The sequence below is a fragment of the Streptomyces sp. NPDC059816 genome (genome assembly GCF_042732055.1).
Taxonomy (GTDB): Bacteria; Actinomycetota; Actinomycetes; order Streptomycetales; family Streptomycetaceae; genus Streptomyces.
Map to the genome: position 1 here is coordinate 60,409 of NZ_JBHWIQ010000029.1, position 16,669 is coordinate 77,077.

14 protein-coding genes and 1 pseudogene are annotated in these 16,669 nt (G+C 73.3%); 1 reads left to right on the top strand and 14 read right to left on the bottom strand.

The window, feature by feature from the left end; all coding sequences use genetic code 11:
• Positions 1 to 43: 43 nt before the first annotated feature.
• The 5 genes from der to aroH form a co-directional block, all read right to left on the bottom strand.
• Positions 44 to 1,519: a ribosome biogenesis GTPase Der gene (der, locus tag ACFV88_RS30195; protein ID WP_385495210.1), complete on the bottom strand. Its 1,476-nt coding sequence runs from the start codon at positions 1,517 to 1,519 to the stop codon at positions 44 to 46.
• Positions 1,520 to 1,593: 74 nt separating this feature from the next.
• A complete protein-coding gene (locus tag ACFV88_RS30200) occupies positions 1,594 to 2,181 on the bottom strand; it encodes a lysophospholipid acyltransferase family protein (RefSeq protein WP_385495235.1) in 588 nt (195 codons plus the stop codon).
• Between the two features lie 71 nt (positions 2,182 to 2,252).
• On the bottom strand, positions 2,253 to 2,972 hold the full coding sequence (gene cmk, locus ACFV88_RS30205; RefSeq protein WP_385495211.1) for a (d)CMP kinase: 720 nt from the start codon (positions 2,970 to 2,972) through the stop codon (positions 2,253 to 2,255).
• A 195-nt stretch (positions 2,973 to 3,167) separates the two neighbouring features.
• Positions 3,168 to 4,262 carry a prephenate dehydrogenase gene (locus ACFV88_RS30210; RefSeq protein ID WP_385495212.1) on the bottom strand — a complete coding sequence of 365 codons (1,095 nt, stop codon included), beginning with the start codon at positions 4,260 to 4,262 and terminating at the stop codon, positions 3,168 to 3,170.
• A complete protein-coding gene (gene aroH / locus ACFV88_RS30215) occupies positions 4,259 to 4,621 on the bottom strand; it encodes a chorismate mutase (protein WP_385495213.1) in 363 nt (120 codons plus the stop codon). The genes ACFV88_RS30210 and aroH overlap by 4 nt, the downstream gene beginning before the upstream one ends.
• A 167-nt stretch (positions 4,622 to 4,788) precedes the next feature.
• On the opposite strand from aroH, the gene ACFV88_RS30220 reads away from it, so the two are divergent.
• Positions 4,789 to 5,493 carry a DNA polymerase beta superfamily protein gene (locus tag ACFV88_RS30220; RefSeq protein ID WP_385495214.1) on the top strand — a complete coding sequence of 235 codons (705 nt, stop codon included), beginning with the start codon at positions 4,789 to 4,791 and terminating at the stop codon, positions 5,491 to 5,493.
• Between the two features lie 21 nt (positions 5,494 to 5,514).
• Here the strand turns inward: ACFV88_RS30220 and ACFV88_RS30225 are convergent, their stop codons facing one another.
• The 9 genes and pseudogenes from ACFV88_RS30225 to ACFV88_RS30265 form a co-directional block, all read right to left on the bottom strand.
• Positions 5,515 to 6,594 carry an ADP-ribosylglycohydrolase family protein gene (locus ACFV88_RS30225; protein ID WP_385495215.1) on the bottom strand — a complete coding sequence of 360 codons (1,080 nt, stop codon included), beginning with the start codon at positions 6,592 to 6,594 and terminating at the stop codon, positions 5,515 to 5,517.
• A complete protein-coding gene (locus ACFV88_RS30230; RefSeq protein WP_385495216.1) occupies positions 6,591 to 7,355 on the bottom strand; it encodes an NUDIX domain-containing protein in 765 nt (254 codons plus the stop codon). Before ACFV88_RS30230 ends, ACFV88_RS30225 begins: the two co-directional genes overlap by 4 nt.
• A gap of 205 nt (positions 7,356 to 7,560) precedes the next feature.
• Positions 7,561 to 8,646: a pseudouridine synthase gene (locus tag ACFV88_RS30235; protein WP_385495217.1), complete on the bottom strand. Its 1,086-nt coding sequence runs from the start codon at positions 8,644 to 8,646 to the stop codon at positions 7,561 to 7,563.
• Positions 8,646 to 9,320 (bottom strand): SMC-Scp complex subunit ScpB, encoded by a 675-nt coding sequence (gene scpB / locus ACFV88_RS30240; protein ID WP_385495236.1) that lies wholly within the window; start codon positions 9,318 to 9,320, stop codon positions 8,646 to 8,648. The genes ACFV88_RS30235 and scpB overlap by 1 nt, the downstream gene beginning before the upstream one ends.
• Before the next feature lie 5 nt (positions 9,321 to 9,325).
• On the bottom strand, positions 9,326 to 10,516 hold the full coding sequence (locus tag ACFV88_RS30245; RefSeq protein ID WP_385495218.1) for a segregation and condensation protein A: 1,191 nt from the start codon (positions 10,514 to 10,516) through the stop codon (positions 9,326 to 9,328).
• Positions 10,476 to 11,147 carry a hypothetical protein gene (locus ACFV88_RS30250; RefSeq protein ID WP_385495219.1) on the bottom strand — a complete coding sequence of 224 codons (672 nt, stop codon included), beginning with the start codon at positions 11,145 to 11,147 and terminating at the stop codon, positions 10,476 to 10,478. The genes ACFV88_RS30245 and ACFV88_RS30250 overlap by 41 nt, the downstream gene beginning before the upstream one ends.
• The gene (locus ACFV88_RS30255) at positions 11,132 to 12,301 is read right to left on the bottom strand and encodes a ParA family protein (protein WP_385495220.1); all 1,170 of its coding nucleotides are present in this window, start codon (positions 12,299 to 12,301) and stop codon (positions 11,132 to 11,134) included. The genes ACFV88_RS30250 and ACFV88_RS30255 overlap by 16 nt, the downstream gene beginning before the upstream one ends.
• A gap of 432 nt (positions 12,302 to 12,733) precedes the next feature.
• A complete protein-coding gene (ald, locus tag ACFV88_RS30260; protein WP_385495221.1) occupies positions 12,734 to 13,849 on the bottom strand; it encodes an alanine dehydrogenase in 1,116 nt (371 codons plus the stop codon).
• A 717-nt stretch (positions 13,850 to 14,566) separates the two neighbouring features.
• A pseudogene (locus ACFV88_RS30265) lies at positions 14,567 to 16,577 on the bottom strand (AAA family ATPase); the annotation flags it as partial.
• Positions 16,578 to 16,669: the final 92 nt, after the last annotated feature.

Below are 16,669 nucleotides of genomic sequence, written 5' to 3' on the forward strand. Positions count from 1 at the left end.
GTGCCGGACGGCTGCTTCTTGCGTCCGGTCCTTCTCGCGTCCGCTACTTCTTGCGTCCGCGCTTCTCGCGCACCCGGACGGAGATGTGGATCGGGGTCCCCTCGAAACTGAACTCCTCGCGCAGTCGACGCTCCACGAAGCGTCGGTACCCGTGCTCGATGAAGCCGGAGGCGAAGAGCACGAACCGGGGGGGCTTCGTCCCGGCCTGGGTGCCGAAGAGGATGCGGGACTGCTTGCCGCCGCGGATGGGGTGCGGGTGCGCGGCGACGAGTTCGCCGAGGAACGCGTTCAGCCGACCGGTGGGCACCCGGGTCTCCCAGCCCGCGAGGGCCGTCTCGATCGCCGGGACCAGCTTCTCCATGTGCCGCCCGGTGCGTGCGGAGACGTTCACCCGGGGGGCCCAGGCGATCTGCGCCAGCTCGGTCTCGATCTCGCGCTCCAGGTAGTAGCGGCGCTCCTCGTCGAGGGTGTCCCACTTGTTGAAGGCGACGACGATCGCGCGGCCGGCCTCCACCGCCATGGTGACGATGCGCTGGTCCTGGACGCTGATGGTCTCCGAGGAGTCGATGAGGATCACCGCGACCTCGGCCTTCTCCACGGCAGCCGCGGTGCGCAGCGACGCGTAGTAGTCGGCGCCCTGCTGGAGGTGGACCCGCTTGCGGATGCCGGCGGTGTCCACGAACTTCCAGGTCTTGCCGCCGAGCTCGATGATCTCGTCCACCGGGTCGCGGGTGGTGCCCGCGACCTCGTTGACGACGACCCGCTCCTCGTTCGCCACCTTGTTCAGCAGCGAGGACTTGCCGACGTTGGGGCGGCCGATGAGCGCGATGCGCCGGGGACCGCCGAGCGCGGTGCCGAAGCGCTGTGCGGGCGCCTCGGGCAGCGCCTCCAGGACCGCGTCGAGCATGTCGCCCGTACCGCGGCCGTGCAGCGCCGAGACGGGGTGCGGCTCGCCGAGGCCGAGGGACCACAGTGCGGTGGCGTCGGCCTCGCCGCTGGGGCCGTCCACCTTGTTGGCGCACAGCACCACGGGCTTGCCGGCCTTGCGCAGCAGCCGGACGACCGCCTCGTCCGTGTCCGTCGGGCCGACCGTGGCGTCCACCACGAAGACGACCGCGTCGGCCGCCTCGATCGCGTACTCCGCCTGGGCGGCCACAGAGGCGTCGATGCCGAGCACGTCCTGCTCCCAGCCGCCGGTGTCGACGAGCTTGAAGCGGCGGCCGGCCCATTCGGCCTCGTAGGTGACGCGGTCCCGGGTCACCCCGGGACGGTCCTCCACCACGGCCTCGCGGCGGCCGATGATCCGGTTCACCAGGGTCGACTTGCCGACGTTGGGGCGGCCGACGACGGCGAGGACCGGCAGGGGGCCGTGTCCGGCCTCCTCGATCGCGCCCTCGACGTCCTCCAGGTCGAAGCCCTCATCGGCGGCGAGCTCCATGAACTCCGCGTACTCGGCGTCGCCGAGCGCCCCGTGGTCGTGCCCGTCGCCCGTGCCCTCGGAGGGAGTGTGCTGGTTCATGAAGTCCGTACCTTCGTTCATCGTGGTGATCGGTGGACCGACCCGTTCGGGGTGATCCACTACTCAAGTGTCGCCTAGCGGCCGGTGAGCCGCCTGGCGTTTTCCAGGTGGGCGGTCAACTGCTCCTGGATGCGCCCGGTCGCCGCGTCCAAGGCGGTGCGGGTGCGCCGTCCGCTGCCGTCGTCGGCCCGGAACGCCTCGCCGAAGACGACGTCCACCCGGCTGCGCAGCGGGGGCAGCCCGGGTATCAGTCGGCCCCGGCGCTCGGTGCTGCCCAGCACCGCGACCGGGACGATCGGGGCGCCGCCCCGCACCGCGAAGTACGCGAGCCCGGCGCGCAGCGACGCGAAGTCGCCCGCGCCCCGGGTGCCCTCCGGGAAGATCCCGAGGGCGCCGCCCTGTTCCAGGACGCCGAGCGCCCGGGTGATCGCGGACCGGTCGGCGCTGGAGCGGTCGACCTTGAGCTGGCCGATGCCGTCCAGGAAGGGGCCGAGCGGACCCACGAACGCCTCCTGCTTGATCAGGAAGTGCACGGGGCGCGGTGCGGTGCCCATGAGCATGGGTCCGTCGATGTTGTGGGAGTGGTTGACCGCGAAGACGAGCGGGCCGGTCACCGGGACCTTCCAGGCGCCCAGGACCCGCGGCTTCCACAGTCCGTACATCAGGCCGACCCCGATCCGGCGGCCGATGTCGGCGCTCCGGGTCGAGGGGACCCGCGTCGTCGACGCGTCCGTCACCGGCCCGCCCGCTCACCGTCGACGAGCACCTGAGGGCCGCGCCGGTCCTGGACCAGGGTGACCACGCACTCGATGACCTGCTGGAGCGTGAGGTCGGTGGTGTCGACCTCGACGGCGTCGGCGGCCTTGGCGAGCGGCGAGGTCTTGCGGCTGGAGTCCGCGGCGTCCCGCTTGACCAGGGCCTCCTGGGTGGCCTTGACGTCGGCGCCCTTCAGCTCACCGCTGCGACGGGCCGCGCGGGCCTCCGGGGAGGCGGTGAGGAAGATCTTCAGATCGGCGTCGGGCAGGACGGTGGTGCCGATGTCCCGGCCCTCCACCACGATGCCGCCCGCGGTGGACGCGGCGATGCTCCGCTGGAGCTCGGTGATCCGGGTGCGGACTTCGGGGACCGCGCTGACCGCGCTGACCTTCGCCGTGACCTCCGGGGTACGGATCGGCGCGGCCACGTCGGTGCCGTCCACGGTGATCGTCGGGGCGGCCGGGTCCGTGCCGGACACGATCTCGGGCTTGTCCGCGACCGCGGCGACGGCCGCCGGGTCGGTGACGTCGACCCCGTGGTGCACCATCCACCAGGTGATCGCCCGGTACTGGGCGCCGGTGTCGAGGTAGCGCAGGCCCAACTGGGCGGCGACGGCCTTGGAGGTGCTGGACTTGCCCGTGCCGGACGGACCGTCGATCGCGACGATGACTGCGGTGGTTCCGGCGACGGTTTCCACGGGGCACCTTCCAGGGGTGGGGCATGACGGGGCGGTCCGGGCCCGCGAGGGCCCCGGACAAGGTTACTTGTTCCCACGGGGCCGCCCGGACCGGTGCCCGCCCCGGAACACCGCCCGACCGGAGCCCCGCGGTGGGGCCCGGTCCGGGGCGGGAGGGTGGCCGGGCCGCCGGGACGCGGCGGCCCGACCACCCGGCTAGGGACGGATCGACCAGCCGCGTTCCCGCAGCGCCGCGGTGAGCGCGGGCGCGGCCGTCGGGAGGACCACCAGTTCGACGAGGCCCTCCTGCCGGCCGGTGGCGTGCTCGATCCGTACGTCCTCGACGTTCACTCCGGCCGCCCCCGCGTCCGCGAAGATCCGTGCGAGCTGCCCGGGCTCGTCCCCGATCAGCACGACCACGCTCTCGTAGACGGCGGGCGCGGTGCCGTGCTTGCCGGGGACCCGGCTCTGGCCGGCGTTGCCCCGCCGCAGCAGGGCCTCGATCCCGGTGGCGCCCTCGCGTCGCTTCTCCTCGTCCGCGGACTGGAGCGAGCGCAGGGCCCGGACGGTGCCGTCGAGGTCCTCGGCGACCTCGGTGAGCAGGTCGGCGACGGGGCCGGGGTTCGCGGACAGGATGTCGATCCACATCCGGGGGTCGGACGCGGCGATCCGGGTGACGTCACGGATGCCCTGGCCGCTGAGGCGCACCGCGGACTCGTCGGCGTGCTCCAGTCGGGCGGCCACCAGGCCCGAGAGCAGGTGCGGCATGTGCGACACCAGCGCCACCGCGCGGTCGTGGGCGTCCGCGTCCATGACCACGGGCAGGGCCCGGCACAGGGCGACCACTTCCAGCGCCAGGTTGAGCACCTCGGTGTCGGTGTCCCGGGTGGGCGTGAGCACCCAGGGGCGCCCCTCGAAGAGGTCCGCGGTGGCGGCGAGCGGACCGGACTTCTCCCGCCCGGACATGGGGTGGGTGCCGATGTAGCGGGCGAGGGCCTCGGGGGCGGTCCCGAGGGCCTCCAGCTGGCGCCGGGGCCCGCCCTTGACGCTGGCCACGTCGAGGCAGCCGCGGGCGGCGCCCCGTCCCAGGACGTCCGCGAGGGTCGCGGCGACGTGGGCGGGCGGCACCGCGACGATCGCGAGGTCCACCGGGCCGGCCGGCGGGCCGTCGGTGCCGGCGCCCAGCGCGGCGGCGGTCCTGGCCTGCTGGGAGTCGTGGTCCACGAGGTGGACGGCCACCCCGCGGCCGGTGAGGGCCAGGGCGATGGAGGTGCCGATCAGGCCGGTGCCGATGACGAGTGCGGTTCTCACTGGGCGATGTCCTTGCGCAGGGCCGCCGCGGCCCCCAGGTAGACGTGGGAGATCCCGGAACGGGGCAGATCCGTCTCGATGTGCGCGAGCACCCGGACCACCCGGGGCATCGCGCCCTCGACGTCGAGCTCCTGGGCGCAGATCAGCGGGACGTCGACCAGGCCGAGGCCGCGCGCGGCAGCGGCGGGGAAGTCGCTGTGCAGGTCGGGGGTGGCGGTGAACCAGAAGCTGATCAGGTCGTCCGGGGTGAGGGCGTTGCGTTCGAGGATCGCCTCCAGCAGCGCGGCGACGCGCTCGCGCATGTGGTCGGCCTCGTCGCGCTCCAACTGGACGGCCCCCCGGACCGCTCGTACCGCCACCGTCTTCCGCCTTCCGCTTGCGAACCCTCGTAGCGCCGCGCTGAACGCGGGTACGCCGACGGTGCCCAGCCTAGTCAGCGCGACGGGGGTGCACGCGCGCCGCCCGGGTTCCGGGGCGGTCGGAAAATCCCGGAAGGCCGGACCGGAGCGCCCGTACGCTGGGCGGCATGGCACCCGAGGAACTGGTCCGTCACCACACGATCTACTCCTGTGTCACGGGTTCGCGGGCCTTCGGTCTGGCCACGGACGGCAGCGACACGGACCGGCGCGGGGTGTTCGTCGCTCCGACGCCGTCGTTCTGGCGCTTCGACAAGCCGCCCACCCATGTCGAAGGACCGGGCGAGGAACAGTTCAGCTGGGAGCTCGAACGGTTCTGCGAGCTGGCCCTGCGGGCCAACCCGAACATCCTGGAGTGCCTGTACTCGCCGCTCGTGCAGTACGCGGACGGGACCGGCCGGGAGCTGCTCGACCTGCGCGGGGCGTTCCTGTCGCGGCGGGTCCACGAGACGTTCACGGGGTACGCGACGGCCCAGCGGGCCCGACTGGCGGCGGACGTCCGCCGGCACGGCGCCCCGCGTTGGAAGCACGCCATGCACATGTTGCGGCTGTTGCAGTCCTGTCGGGACCTGCTGCGCACCGGCACGCTCACCCTCGACGTGGGCGAGGAGCGCGAACCGCTGCTCGCGGTGCGGCGGGGCGAGGTGCCCTGGGCCGAGGTGGAGTCCCGGATGGCCCGCCTGATCGACCGGGCCGCCGCTGAGCTGCCCCGCAGTCCGCTGTCGCCGGCGCCCGACCGGGCCCGGGTCGAGGCGTTCCTGACGGCGGTCCGGGCGCGTTCCGCGCACCTCGCGGTGGCCCCGACCAGCCGCTGACCTGCGCAGCGCGCGCCCGCCTCAGGCGTCCCAGAGCGCTCCGAACGCCAGCAGTTCGTCCCGGTGCTCCAACCGGTCGACCCAGGCCGCGGGCCAGACGTCGGCGCCGAGGTGGGCGCCCGCGAACGCACCGGTGAGGCAGGCGATCGAGTCCGAGTCGCCCGAGGTGCAGGCGGCCCGGCGCAGGGCGGTGAGCGGGTCACCGGGGAAGAGCAGGAAGCACAGCAGCGCGGTGGCGAGGGCCTCCTCGGCGATCCAGCCCTCCCCCGTGACGAGACAGGGGTCGGTCTCCGGCGAGGGGTCCCGCAGTGCGTCGCGGAGCCGGTCGAGGACGGCTGAGCACTCGTCCCAGCCGCGGGCGATGAAGTCCTCGGGCGAGGCGTCCCCGGCCCGTTGCCACAGGTCGCCGAGCCAGTGCTCGTGGTAGCGGGTGCGGTTCTCGAAGGCGTACGAACGCAGCCGGCCGACCAGCCCGGTGGGGTCAGCGCCGTGCGCGAGGAGCCGTACCGCGTGGGCGGTGAGGTCGCTGGCGGCGAGCGCGGTGGGATGGCCGTGGGTGAGTGCGCCCTGTGCCTGGGCGAGGCCGGCCCGCCGCTCGTCGTCGAGCCCGGACAGCAGGCCGACGGGGACGACGCGCATGTTGGCCCCGCAGCCCTTGGAGTGGACCTGGCTGGCGTCCTGCCAGGGCCCGGTGCCGGTTTCCAGCAGGGCGCAGGCGGTCAGACAGGTGCGGCCGGGGGCCCGGTCGTTGTCGGGCGACCGGTACCAGGCCACGAACTCGTCGCGGACCGGGGCCAACGTGCGCGCGGGGTCGAGGAGGGTTCCGTCGCCCGCCCTCCACAGCGCCCGGGCCAGCGCGAGGGTCATCTGGGTGTCGTCGGTGACGAAGGCCGGCGCCGGCAGTTCCATCGACCGCCAGGGCCCGCACTTCGCCAGGATGGACGGGACGTCGTTGAACTCGGTGGGGAACCCGAGCGCGTCGCCGAGGGCGAGGCCGACGAGGGCTCCGGTGGCGGGGCGCCCGGCGCGGACCGGGCCGGGGCCAACCGAGGTGGGGGATGCGGGGCATGCGGGGGACGCGGGGGTCGGTGAGGTGGTCATGCGGGCCGTCCTTCCGGGCGCAGCAGGGGTGGGTACGGTGTGGTGGCCGTGCCGGCGCGGTAGAGCGCGGCGGGTTTGCCCCGGCCACCGGTGAGCCGGGCGGCACCGGTGACGGCTTCCACGAAGCCGGGCGTGGCGAGGACCTTGCGACGGAAGTTGGCGGGGTCCAACGGGGTGCCCCACACCGCTTCGTACACGCGCCGCAGCTCGCCGAGGGTGAACTCGGGCGGGCAGAAGGAGGTGGCGAGCGAGGTGTGTTCCAGCTGGGCGCCGATGCGTTCGCGGGCGTCGGCGAGGATGCGGTCGTGGTCGAAGGCGAGCGGTCCCGAGCGGCCGGGGGGCGTCCACCGGGCGCGCCGGGCGTCGCCGCCGCCCCGCGGTTCGGGAGGGTCGGGGACGAGTGCGGTGTAGGCGACGGAGACGACCCGCATCCGGGGGTCGCGGTCGGGTTCGCTGTAGGTCCGCAGCTGTTCGAGGTGGAGTCCGGCGACGGTGTCGGCGGACAGTCCGGTCTCCTCGGCGAGTTCCCGGCGGGCGGCCCGGCCGGCGGACTCCCGGGGCAGGACGAATCCCCCGGGGAGGGCCCAGCGCCCTTGGTGGGGCTGCTCGCCGCGCTCGACCAGCAGGACGTGGAGGGCGGCGTCGCGGACGGTGAAGACGGCCAGGTCGACGGTGACGGCGAACGGTTCGAACGCGTGCTTGTCGTAGCCCTCGGGAGCCCGGCCGCCGTCGGCCCGTTCCCCGGCGGGGTGGGTGCTCATCGTTCTTCCTCCAGCTTCCTCCAGGCGGTCGCCGCATCGCGGGTCCGTCGCGACCGGGGTCGGACGGGGCCTCGGAGCCACCTCCTTATTGGTCAATCAGACTATAAAGAGGGGGCGGTGTGCACAAGCCCCGATCGGGCCCGGACGCACGGAGGCCGGGCCCGGAAACTCCGGGCCCGGCCTCGGTGGACGGAAGGGGCGCCGCCTACAGGTCGACCTCGTTCATCAGCATGCCGACCTCCGTGTTGGACAGCCTGCGCAGCCAGCCGGACTTCTGGTCGCCCAGGGTGATCGGTCCGAACGCCACCCGGACCAGCTTGTCGACGGGGAACCCGGCCTCCGCGAGCATCCGGCGCACGATGTGCTTGCGCCCCTCGTGCAGGGTCACCTCGACCAGGTAGTTCTTGCCGGTCTGCTCCACCACCCGGAAGTGGTCGGCGCGGGCGTAGCCGTCCTCCAGCTGGATGCCGTCCTTGAGCTGCTTGCCCAGGTCGCGCGGGATGGGGCCGACGATGTGCGCCAGGTAGGTCTTCTTGACGCCGTACTTGGGGTGCGTCAGGCGGTGCGCCAACTCACCGTGGTTGGTGAGCAGGATCACGCCCTCGGTCTCGGTGTCGAGCCGTCCGACGTGGAAGAGCCGCGTCTCCCGGTTGGTGACGTAGTCGCCGAGGCACTGGCGGCCGTCCGGGTCCTCCATCGTCGACACCACGCCCGCGGGCTTGTTCAACGAGAAGAACTGGTACGACTGCGTGGCCACGGTGAGCCCGTCGACCTTGATCTCGTCGTTCATCGGGTCCACGCGCAGCCCCTGCTCCATCACGATGGAGCCGTTGACCTCCACGCGCGCGTTCTCGATCAGCTCCTCGCAGGCGCGGCGCGAACCGTAACCCGCGCGGGCCAGCACCTTCTGGAGCCGCTCGCCCTCCTGCTCGGCGCCCGGGAAGGTCTTGGGGGTCTGGACCTGCTTCTTCTCCGCGTAGCGCTCCCGGTTGCGCTCCTCGGCCCGTACGTCGTACTCCCGGGAGCGCCCCGGGGCCGTGCGGTCGCCCCGGCCCTGGGCGGACTGCTTGGGACGGCCCTTGGCACCCCCGCGCGCCGCGGCGCCGCGGCCACCCCGCCCGCCGTCGGGGCCCCCGCTGCCGGAACCGCCGGCGCCGCCGGACGCGCCCGTCTGGTGACGGCGCTCCTCAGGGCGGGGCCGCCCGGCGCGCTTCTGCTTGTCGTCGCGCCCATTGCCCGCGCCGCGGGGGTTACCGCGTCCGCTGTTCCTGTCGCTGCCGCTGCTTCGCATCAAAGTTCCGTCTTGTCGTCTGCGTCGAAGGTCCCGGAGTCGGGAGCGTCCGGATCGAACGACGGTACGCCCTCCTGCGTCTCGGCCTCGATCGCCTCCGCCTCGGGGAGGAAGGGCGCGAGCTCCGGAAGCTCGTCCAGGCCGCGCAGGCCCATCCGCTCCAGGAAGTAGTTCGTCGTCCTGTACAGGATCGCACTTGTTTCGGGTTCCGTGCCCGCCTCCTCCACCAGCCCGCGCTGGAGGAGGGTCCGCATCACCCCGTCACAGTTCACCCCGCGCACCGCGGAGACCCGGGAACGGCTGACCGGCTGCCGGTACGCGACGACCGCGAGGGTCTCCAGCGCGGCCTGGGTGAGCCGGGCGTGCTGGCCGTCGAGGACGAAGCCCTCGACCGCCGCCGCGTACGCGGGGCGGGTGTAGTAGCGCCAGCCGCCCGCGACGAGGCGCAGCTCGAAGCCGCGGCCCTGGACCGCGTACTCGTCGGCCAGCTCCCGCAGGGCCTCGGCGACCTGTCGTCGGGGACGCTGGAGGACCTTCGCCAGGTGCTCCTCGGTGGCCGGCTCGTCGACCACCATCAGCACGGCCTCCAGCGCGGGCCCCAGGTCCAGCCCGGCGACCTCCCCCTTCGTCGTGGGGGCGCCCACCCCGCCGTCGCCCTGACCGTCGCCGCCCAGCTCGTTCACGCCGCACTCTCCGCCGTCCGGGTGCCGGGCTGCTGCCCGGCACCCGTGTCGTCCCGGTCCGCACCGCCGTGCTCGGGGTCCGTCGCGGGCCGGTCGAACTCGTCGGTGACACGGGGCCCGCCGTCCCCGTCACCGCCCGTCCAGCTCACCACCAGTTCGCCGAGCGCCCTCTCCTGGTCGAGCGCCACGGCCTTCTCCCGGTACAGCTCCAGCAGGGCCAGGAACCGCGCCACCACGGTGAGCGTGTCCTCGGTGCCCTCGATCAGCTCCCCGAAGCTCGCCCGGCCCCGCTCGCGCAACAGTGCGACGACGACCGCCGCCTGCTCCTGCACGCTGACCAGCGGGGCGTGGATGTGGTCGACGTACACCTGGGGCTCGGGCCTCGGTTGCATGGCCTTCACGGCGAGCCGTGCGAACCCCTCGGCGCCGATGCCGATCACCACGTCGGGCAGCAGCTCGGCGTGGTGCGGCTCCAGGCCGACGGTGCGCGGCCAGCGCCGGGCCTCCTGCTCAAGGCGGTCGCCGAAGAGGTCCGCGATCTGCTTGTACGCGCGGTACTGGAGCAGTCGTGCGAAGAGCAGGTCACGCGCCTCCAGAAGGGCGAGGTCCGCCTCGTCCTCGACCACGGCGGTCGGCAGCAGCCGGGCCGTCTTGAGGTCGAGCAGGGTCGCCGCGACCACCAGGAACTCGGTGGTCTCGTCCAGGTCCCAGTCGGGCCCCAGGCGCCGGATGTAGGCCATGAACTCGTCGGTGACGGTGGACAGCGCCACCTCGGTCACGTCCAGTCGGTGCCGTGAGATCAGTTGCAGCAGGAGGTCGAACGGACCCTCGAAGTTCGCCAGCCGGACCTGGAACCCGCCGTCAGCCGCGGCTGAGGTGGTCCCGCCGGGTGCGTGATCCCTGTCGGGCTCCGTCCGGGGAGCCGTGCTCGTTCCGGCGTCGCCGTCGTTGTCGTCGTCGTAGCCGTCGTCGTTGTCGCCGTCGCCCGCCCGGAGCCCGTCCGCTCGTCGGGACTGCTCGGCCGGTACGGGCTGCTCGGGCCGTACGGACTGCTCGGAACCCGTGTCCGCGGACCCGGTCGCTTCCGCCGTGGCCCCCGCCCCGCCCCCGGGGCCCTTACCCAGAACGCGTCGCCCCCGTCGAGGGCTAACGCCCACGGAGCCGCCGCACCAGGATGCTCGCGTCACCGCGCGATTCGAGGTCGGCGAGCACCACGGCCACCGCCTCCCGCACGATCCGCCCCCGGTCCACCGCGAGCCCGTGCTCGCCCCGGAGCACCAGCCGGGCGTGCTCCAGGTCCATCAGTTCCTCGGCGGAGACGTACACGGTGATCTTCTCGTCGTGCCGCTCCCGGCCGCTGGGCCGTCGGGTCGCCGACCGGCCCCGGCGCCGGGACGCCCCGGCCGCGGCGCCCGGCTGCGTGCCCCGTGGGGACCCCGTGGACCCGCTCGGGGTGCCGGCATCGCCCTCCGCCGTACGGCGTCCGGCGGGGCGTACGAGGGGCTGGTCCACGGCGTCGGAGGACCGCTCGGTGCCGCGCTCGGAGGTCCGGGTGCGGGAGTCGGCCGCATCGGCCTCCGCGACCGTGTGCTCGCCCTCCCCGCCAGTGGACGCCGGCGCCTCCCGACGCCCGGGGACCTGGGCCGCCGACCGGCGCGAGGAGGTCGTCTCCTCGACGGCGGCCTCCTCGCCGGCGGCCGGCGGCGGCACCCGGGGCTCACCGCTCGCCGGGCGCCGGGGGGAGGACGCCTGGAGCGCCGTCCCCCCGGTGGTGCGGAACAGCTCGTCGGCTCCGGGCAGACTCACTCGGCGTGACACCGGGCGAGCACCTCCCTGGCGAGCTGACGGTAGGCGGCGGCACCGACGGAGTTCGACGCGTACGTGGTGATGGGCTCACCCGCGACCGTGGTCTCCGGGAAGCGCACCGTCCGGCCGATCACGGTGTGGTAGACGTGGTCGTCGAACGCCTCGACCACCCGGGCCAGCACCTCACGGCTGTGCACGGTGCGTGAGTCGTACATGGTGGCGAGGATGCCGTCGAGCTCCAGCTCCGGGTTCAGCCGCTCCTGGACCTTCTCGATCGTCTCGGTGAGCAGGGCCACTCCGCGCAGCGCGAAGAACTCGCACTCCAGGGGCACGATCACCTTGTGCGCCGCGGTCAGGGCGTTCACCGTCAGCAGGCCGAGCGAGGGCTGACAGTCGATCACGATGTAGTCGTAGTCGGCCATCAGCGGCTTGAGCGCCCGCTGGAGCGTCGACTCGCGGGCCACCTCGGAGACCAACTGCACCTCGGCCGCGGACAGGTCGATGTTGCTGGGGAGCAGGTCCATGTTCGGGACGGCCGTCTTGAGGAGCACCTCGTCCGCGGCCATCCCCCGCTCCATGAGCAGGTTGTAGACCGTGAGGTCCAGCTCCATCGGGTTCACCCCGAGGCCGACCGACAGGGCACCCTGCGGGTCGAAGTCCACCAGGAGGACCCGGCGGCCGTACTCCGCGAGCGCGGCACCCAGGTTGATGGTCGACGTGGTCTTACCGACGCCGCCCTTCTGGTTGCACATCGCGATGATCTTCGCGGGTCCGTGCTCGGTCAGCGGGCCCGGGATCGGGAAGTACGGCAACGGCCGGCCGGTGGGGCCGATCCGCTCGCGCCGCTGGCGCGCCGCGTCGGGCGCGAGCGTGGCCGCGTACTCCGGGTCCGGCTCGTACTCCGCGTCCGGGTCGTAGAAGTGCCCTTCGGGCAGGTCGTCGTCGTAGGCGGCGAAGTGACTGTTGCCGCTTCGGCCGCCGGCCATGGCGTTCACGTAAGGGCCATCCATGCTCTGGTGTGCTGTCTGAATCCGCTGAGGACTCTGCTGGTGGGCTGCGAAGGTGCGGACAGCGACCGAGCCGACAGCCTCGAACCCCGAGGGGCCCCGGCCCCGTACGGGGGCCCCTGGTTGACCACCCCCGGGAGTAAATGTCGACTCATTCACAAGTCGTCTTACCTCCTTGGTGACCAGGAAACTTCTAGATAGGTCAGCGTGGCACCATGCCGACGTTTGGCGACTCTATGGCGTGTCACCGCTCCGCAGCAACACAATCCACCGGACCCGACACGATGTGTCGGCATCGGAACCCGCCCCTGTCAAGGGCGTACGGGGTGCCGTCGACGCCTTTCCCGGGTGTGCGAATCGGTTAAAGGGTTACGTTCGAGGCGAGTTGACCACGATGTCGACACTCCGCGTACGAACACGACCGTGCGGTTCGCACAGTGGCGCGATCCACATCGACCCGAAAATCGACATACGTACGGCCGGACCTTGTCGACAAGGTCCGGCCGTACGCGTGAGCTTGGGCATCGCCCGTTGACCGGCGGCGCCCCGCGCTCCCGACCACCGGGCCGGGCGCGGCGCGGGAGCCGGGACTCAGCCCAGCAGGGAGGCGAGTTCGAGGTGGTCGAGACCGTGGGCCTCGGCGACCTCGCGGTAGACGACCTTGCCGTCGTGCGTGTTGAGGCCCTTGGCCAGCGCCGGGTCACGGCGCAGCGCCTCGACCCAGCCGCGGTTGGCCAACTCCACGATGTAGGGCAGCGTCGCGTTGGTCAGGGCGTAGGTGGAGGTGTGCGGCACCGCGCCGGGCATGTTGGCCACGCAGTAGAAGACCGAACCGTGCACCGGGAAGGTGGGTTCGGCGTGCGTGGTGGGGCGCGAGTCCTCGAAGCAGCCGCCCTGGTCGATCGCGATGTCGACAAGAACACTTCCCGGCTTCATGCGCGACACCAGCTCGTTGGTGACCAGCTTGGGAGCCTTGGCGCCGGGGATGAGGACGGCACCGATGACGAGGTCGGCGTCGAGGCACGCCTTCTCCAGCTCGAAGGAGTTGGAGACGACGGTCTGGATCCGGGTGCCGAAGACCTTGTCGGCCTCCTTGAGCTTGTTGATGTCCCGGTCGAGCAGCGTGACCTGGAAGCCCATGCCGATCGCGATGGTGGCGGCGTTCCAGCCGGAGACGCCGGCACCGATGACGACCGCCTTGCCGGCGGCGACGCCGGGGACCCCGCCGGGCAGCACCCCGCGACCGCCGCTCGGGCGCATCAGGTGGTAGGCGCCCACCTGCGGGGCGAGCCGACCCGCGACCTCGGACATCGGCGCGAGCAGCGGCAGGGCGCGGTTCGGCAGTTCGACGGTCTCGTACGCGATGGCCGTGGTGCGGGAGTCCACGAGGGCGTCCGTGCACTCCTTGGACGCGGCGAGGTGCAGGTACGTGAAGAGCGTCTGGTCCTTGCGGAGGCGGTGGTACTCCTCGGCGATGGGCTCCTTGACCTTGAGCAGCAGGTCAGCGGTGGCCCAGACCTCGTCGGCCGTGTCGAGGATCGCCGCACCGGCGGCGACGAACTCGGCGTCCGTGATGGAGGACCCGACTCCGGCGTTCCGCTCGATGACGACCTGGTGGCCGTTGCGGACCAGCTCATGCACCCCGGCGGGGGTGATGGCGACGCGGAACTCGTTGTTCTTGACCTCGCGGGGGATGCCGACCTTCATCGTCGATCACGGTCCTTGGCTCAGAGGGTTTTCGGGGCAACGCACTACGGACCCGGATGCACACGGGCATACCGGAAGGCACCACGAAACACGCGGGCAGAGCCAGTCTAATGAAGGATTTGTCGCTGTCTAGCCTTCCAAAGCATCAATCCTTTCCGGGTGCACTACGGATTTCGTAGGCTGAGGTGCTGTTTTCCTCTGAAGGATCATTCGCCGTGGCCGTTCCGACGGGCCCCTTGCCGAGGCGCACGGGGGGCTCGTCCGCGCCCGCCGGCCGGGCGGGAGCGCGCCCCTCGGCCGTGGTGGGCGCCGTGCGGTGAGCCGTCGACGGCCGGTCCTCGACCTTCGTGAGCCGACGACCGGAATCCGTCGCCGGGCGGCCGGCCGGGTCCTGCGGCCGTTCGACGGGGTCCGCGTCCGCCGGGTGCGTCCCGCCCGTGGTGGGCGCCTCGGCCCCGACCCCGGCCGTGTGGTGCGGGTGGTCCCCGATGGCCCGGGGGCGGTCCCCTGGGGTGGGTGCCGAAGCCGAGGCGGGTGCAGGGGCCGGAGCCGGAGCAGAGGCCGAATCCGGTGCTGGTGCCGATTCCGGTGCCACTGCCGGTGCTGGTGCCGGGGCCGGGGGTGCGGCGGCCTCCGCCGTGCCGTCGCCGGCGTCCGAACCGCCACCGTCCGGTTCGGAGCCGCGCCGGACCGGCCGGTACGCGGCACCGGGGCCGTCGGGGTCCTCCCCGAGCATCCGGTCCGCGGCGCTGCGGTGCAGCCGGGCGGCGGAGGACTCGCCGAGCCGGTCCAGGGTGTCGGCGAGCCGGAGCTGCAACGCCGCCTGGAGCCGGACGTCCTCGGCCCGCCGGGCCCACTCCACCGCATCGCGACAGGTGCGCAGCGACTCTTCCGGGCGGCCCGCGTACTCCTGCACCCGGGCCAGTTCGCTCAGCGCCCGCGCCACCGCGGACGTGTCTCCGGCCCGGCGGTGGCCGGAGACCGCCGACCGCCAGTTGCGCATGGCGTCCCCGTAGCGGCCGGCGTAGGTCTGGACCCCGGCGATCCGGCCGTGCAGGCGGGCCGCGTCCTCCCGCTCGTCGCGGGCCAGCCGTTGGGCGAGGGCCCGCCCGTACCAGTCGGCCGCGCGGTACCAGTCGCCGAGCTCCTGATGGGCGCCGCCGACGGATTCCATGGCCCGCCCGGTGGCGTACGGGTCACGGGCCCGACGTCCGGCGTCCAGCGCGGCCCGGTAGCGGACCAGCGCCTCCCGGGTGCGGCCCGTCTGGGCGTCGAGGTCGGCGAGGTTCAGCAGGGCGGCGGCCTGTTCCCGCGGCAGGTCACGGCGCTCGGCGACGTCCAGGACGAGTTGGTGGATGCCGTACAGGTCGGCGGCGGCGGAGACGGCGCCCTCGTGCGCCACGAGCGCACGGGTCAGTGCGGCCATCAGCCGTCGCGCCAGGGTGTCCAGCTCGCCGTCGGCGACGGCCGCGCGGGCGGCGGCGAGCAGGGCGGGCCGTCGGATGCGCAGCCAGTCGGCGGCGGCCCGGGGGGTGGGGAAGCGCAGGGCCCGGGGGAGGCCGGCGAGCCGACTCTGTGCCAGGGCGTCGTCGGTCTGGGTGATCGCCCGGCAGGACTGGAGGAGGCGCACCGTGCGCTCCAGCATCCGGGCCCGGGCGAGTTGGATCTCGCCCGGCCGGTCCTTGGCCTCGCGGAGCGTGCGCAGCAGCGGGACCAGGAAGTCGGGCACCCGGTACTGCGGGAGCGGTGAGGGCAGGCGCCGCAGCATCCCGAGCGCGGTGAAGTCGTCGAGCAGCGAGCGGGCGGCGGAGACCGAGCAGCCGGCGAGCGCGGACGCGGTGTGCGGATCGGCGAGGCCGTCGGGGGTCAGGCCGAGCAGTCGCAGTATCCGGGCCGAGGGGGCGGGCAGTGCCTCGTAGGCGTGCAGGAAGACCCGGGTGAGGGCGGGGCCGTCGTCGGCCCGGGCGCGCAGTTGTTTGGCGAGGTCGGCGACGGACACCTTGGGCCGGGCGGCGAGCCAGCCGCCGGCGAGGACGAGTGCGGCGGGTTGGGCGCCGCACTCCTCGACCAGCCCTTCGGCGGCGTACGGGTCGACGGTGACGCGGACCGAGCCGGTCCACTGGGTGAGGAGTTCCACGGCGGACTTGGTGTCGAGACCGCCGAGGGTGCAGGGCCGGACGTCGGCGAGGCCGGTCAGCGGGCCCTCGGTGACGGCGAGCAGCAGGCTGTGCGGGGCGGGCGGGAGGAGTTCGTCGACCTGTTCGGCGTCGGTGGCGCCGTCGAGGAGGAGCAGTGCGCGGCGGTCGGCGAGGGCGGCGCGCAGATCGGCCGTGAGGTCGTCGGCGGACGCTCCCGCGGGTGCGGGGGCGCCGAGGGCGTCGAGCAGGACGCGGGCGACCCGTTCGGTGGGTACCGGGGTGCCGTCGGCGTCGGCGAGCCGGGCCCGCAGCACCCCGTCGGGGTAACGGTGGGCGACCTGGCGCACGAGTTCCTCGGCGAGCGCGGTGCGCCCGGAACCGGGGCGGCCCGCGATGAGCAGGGCACGGGCGCTGGGCGGTTTGGTGCCCGCCAGGGTGTCCAGGCCGGCGCGTTCGATGTCGGCCCGGAGTTCCTTCAACTCCCTCGTACGACCGAGGAACTGACTGTCCGTGGGGGCGGTCGCGGACGCCCGGGGCCGTCCGTCCGCGGACAGCCCGGTACCGCTGGTGTCCACCGCCTGGTCCGTCACGGGCCACACTCCCGTTCCACTGCGCGCAGGTGCCCGCCGGGGCTCCGGACGGGGTGCTTTCAGAGCCTAGTTCACGCTCTGCGACGATCGTC

Coding starts and splice junctions, on each gene's coding strand:
- der (WP_385495210.1), bottom strand. CDS start 1,519: ATGAACCAGCACACTCCCTCCGAGGGCACGGGCGACGGGCACGACCAC.
- ACFV88_RS30200 (WP_385495235.1), bottom strand. CDS start 2,181: ATGTACGGACTGTGGAAGCCGCGGGTCCTGGGCGCCTGGAAGGTCCCG.
- ACFV88_RS30220 (WP_385495214.1), top strand. CDS start 4,789: ATGGCACCCGAGGAACTGGTCCGTCACCACACGATCTACTCCTGTGTC.
- ACFV88_RS30225 (WP_385495215.1), bottom strand. CDS start 6,594: ATGACCACCTCACCGACCCCCGCGTCCCCCGCATGCCCCGCATCCCCC.
- ACFV88_RS30230 (WP_385495216.1), bottom strand. CDS start 7,355: ATGAGCACCCACCCCGCCGGGGAACGGGCCGACGGCGGCCGGGCTCCC.
- ACFV88_RS30235 (WP_385495217.1), bottom strand. CDS start 8,646: ATGCGAAGCAGCGGCAGCGACAGGAACAGCGGACGCGGTAACCCCCGC.
- ald (WP_385495221.1), bottom strand. CDS start 13,849: ATGAAGGTCGGCATCCCCCGCGAGGTCAAGAACAACGAGTTCCGCGTC.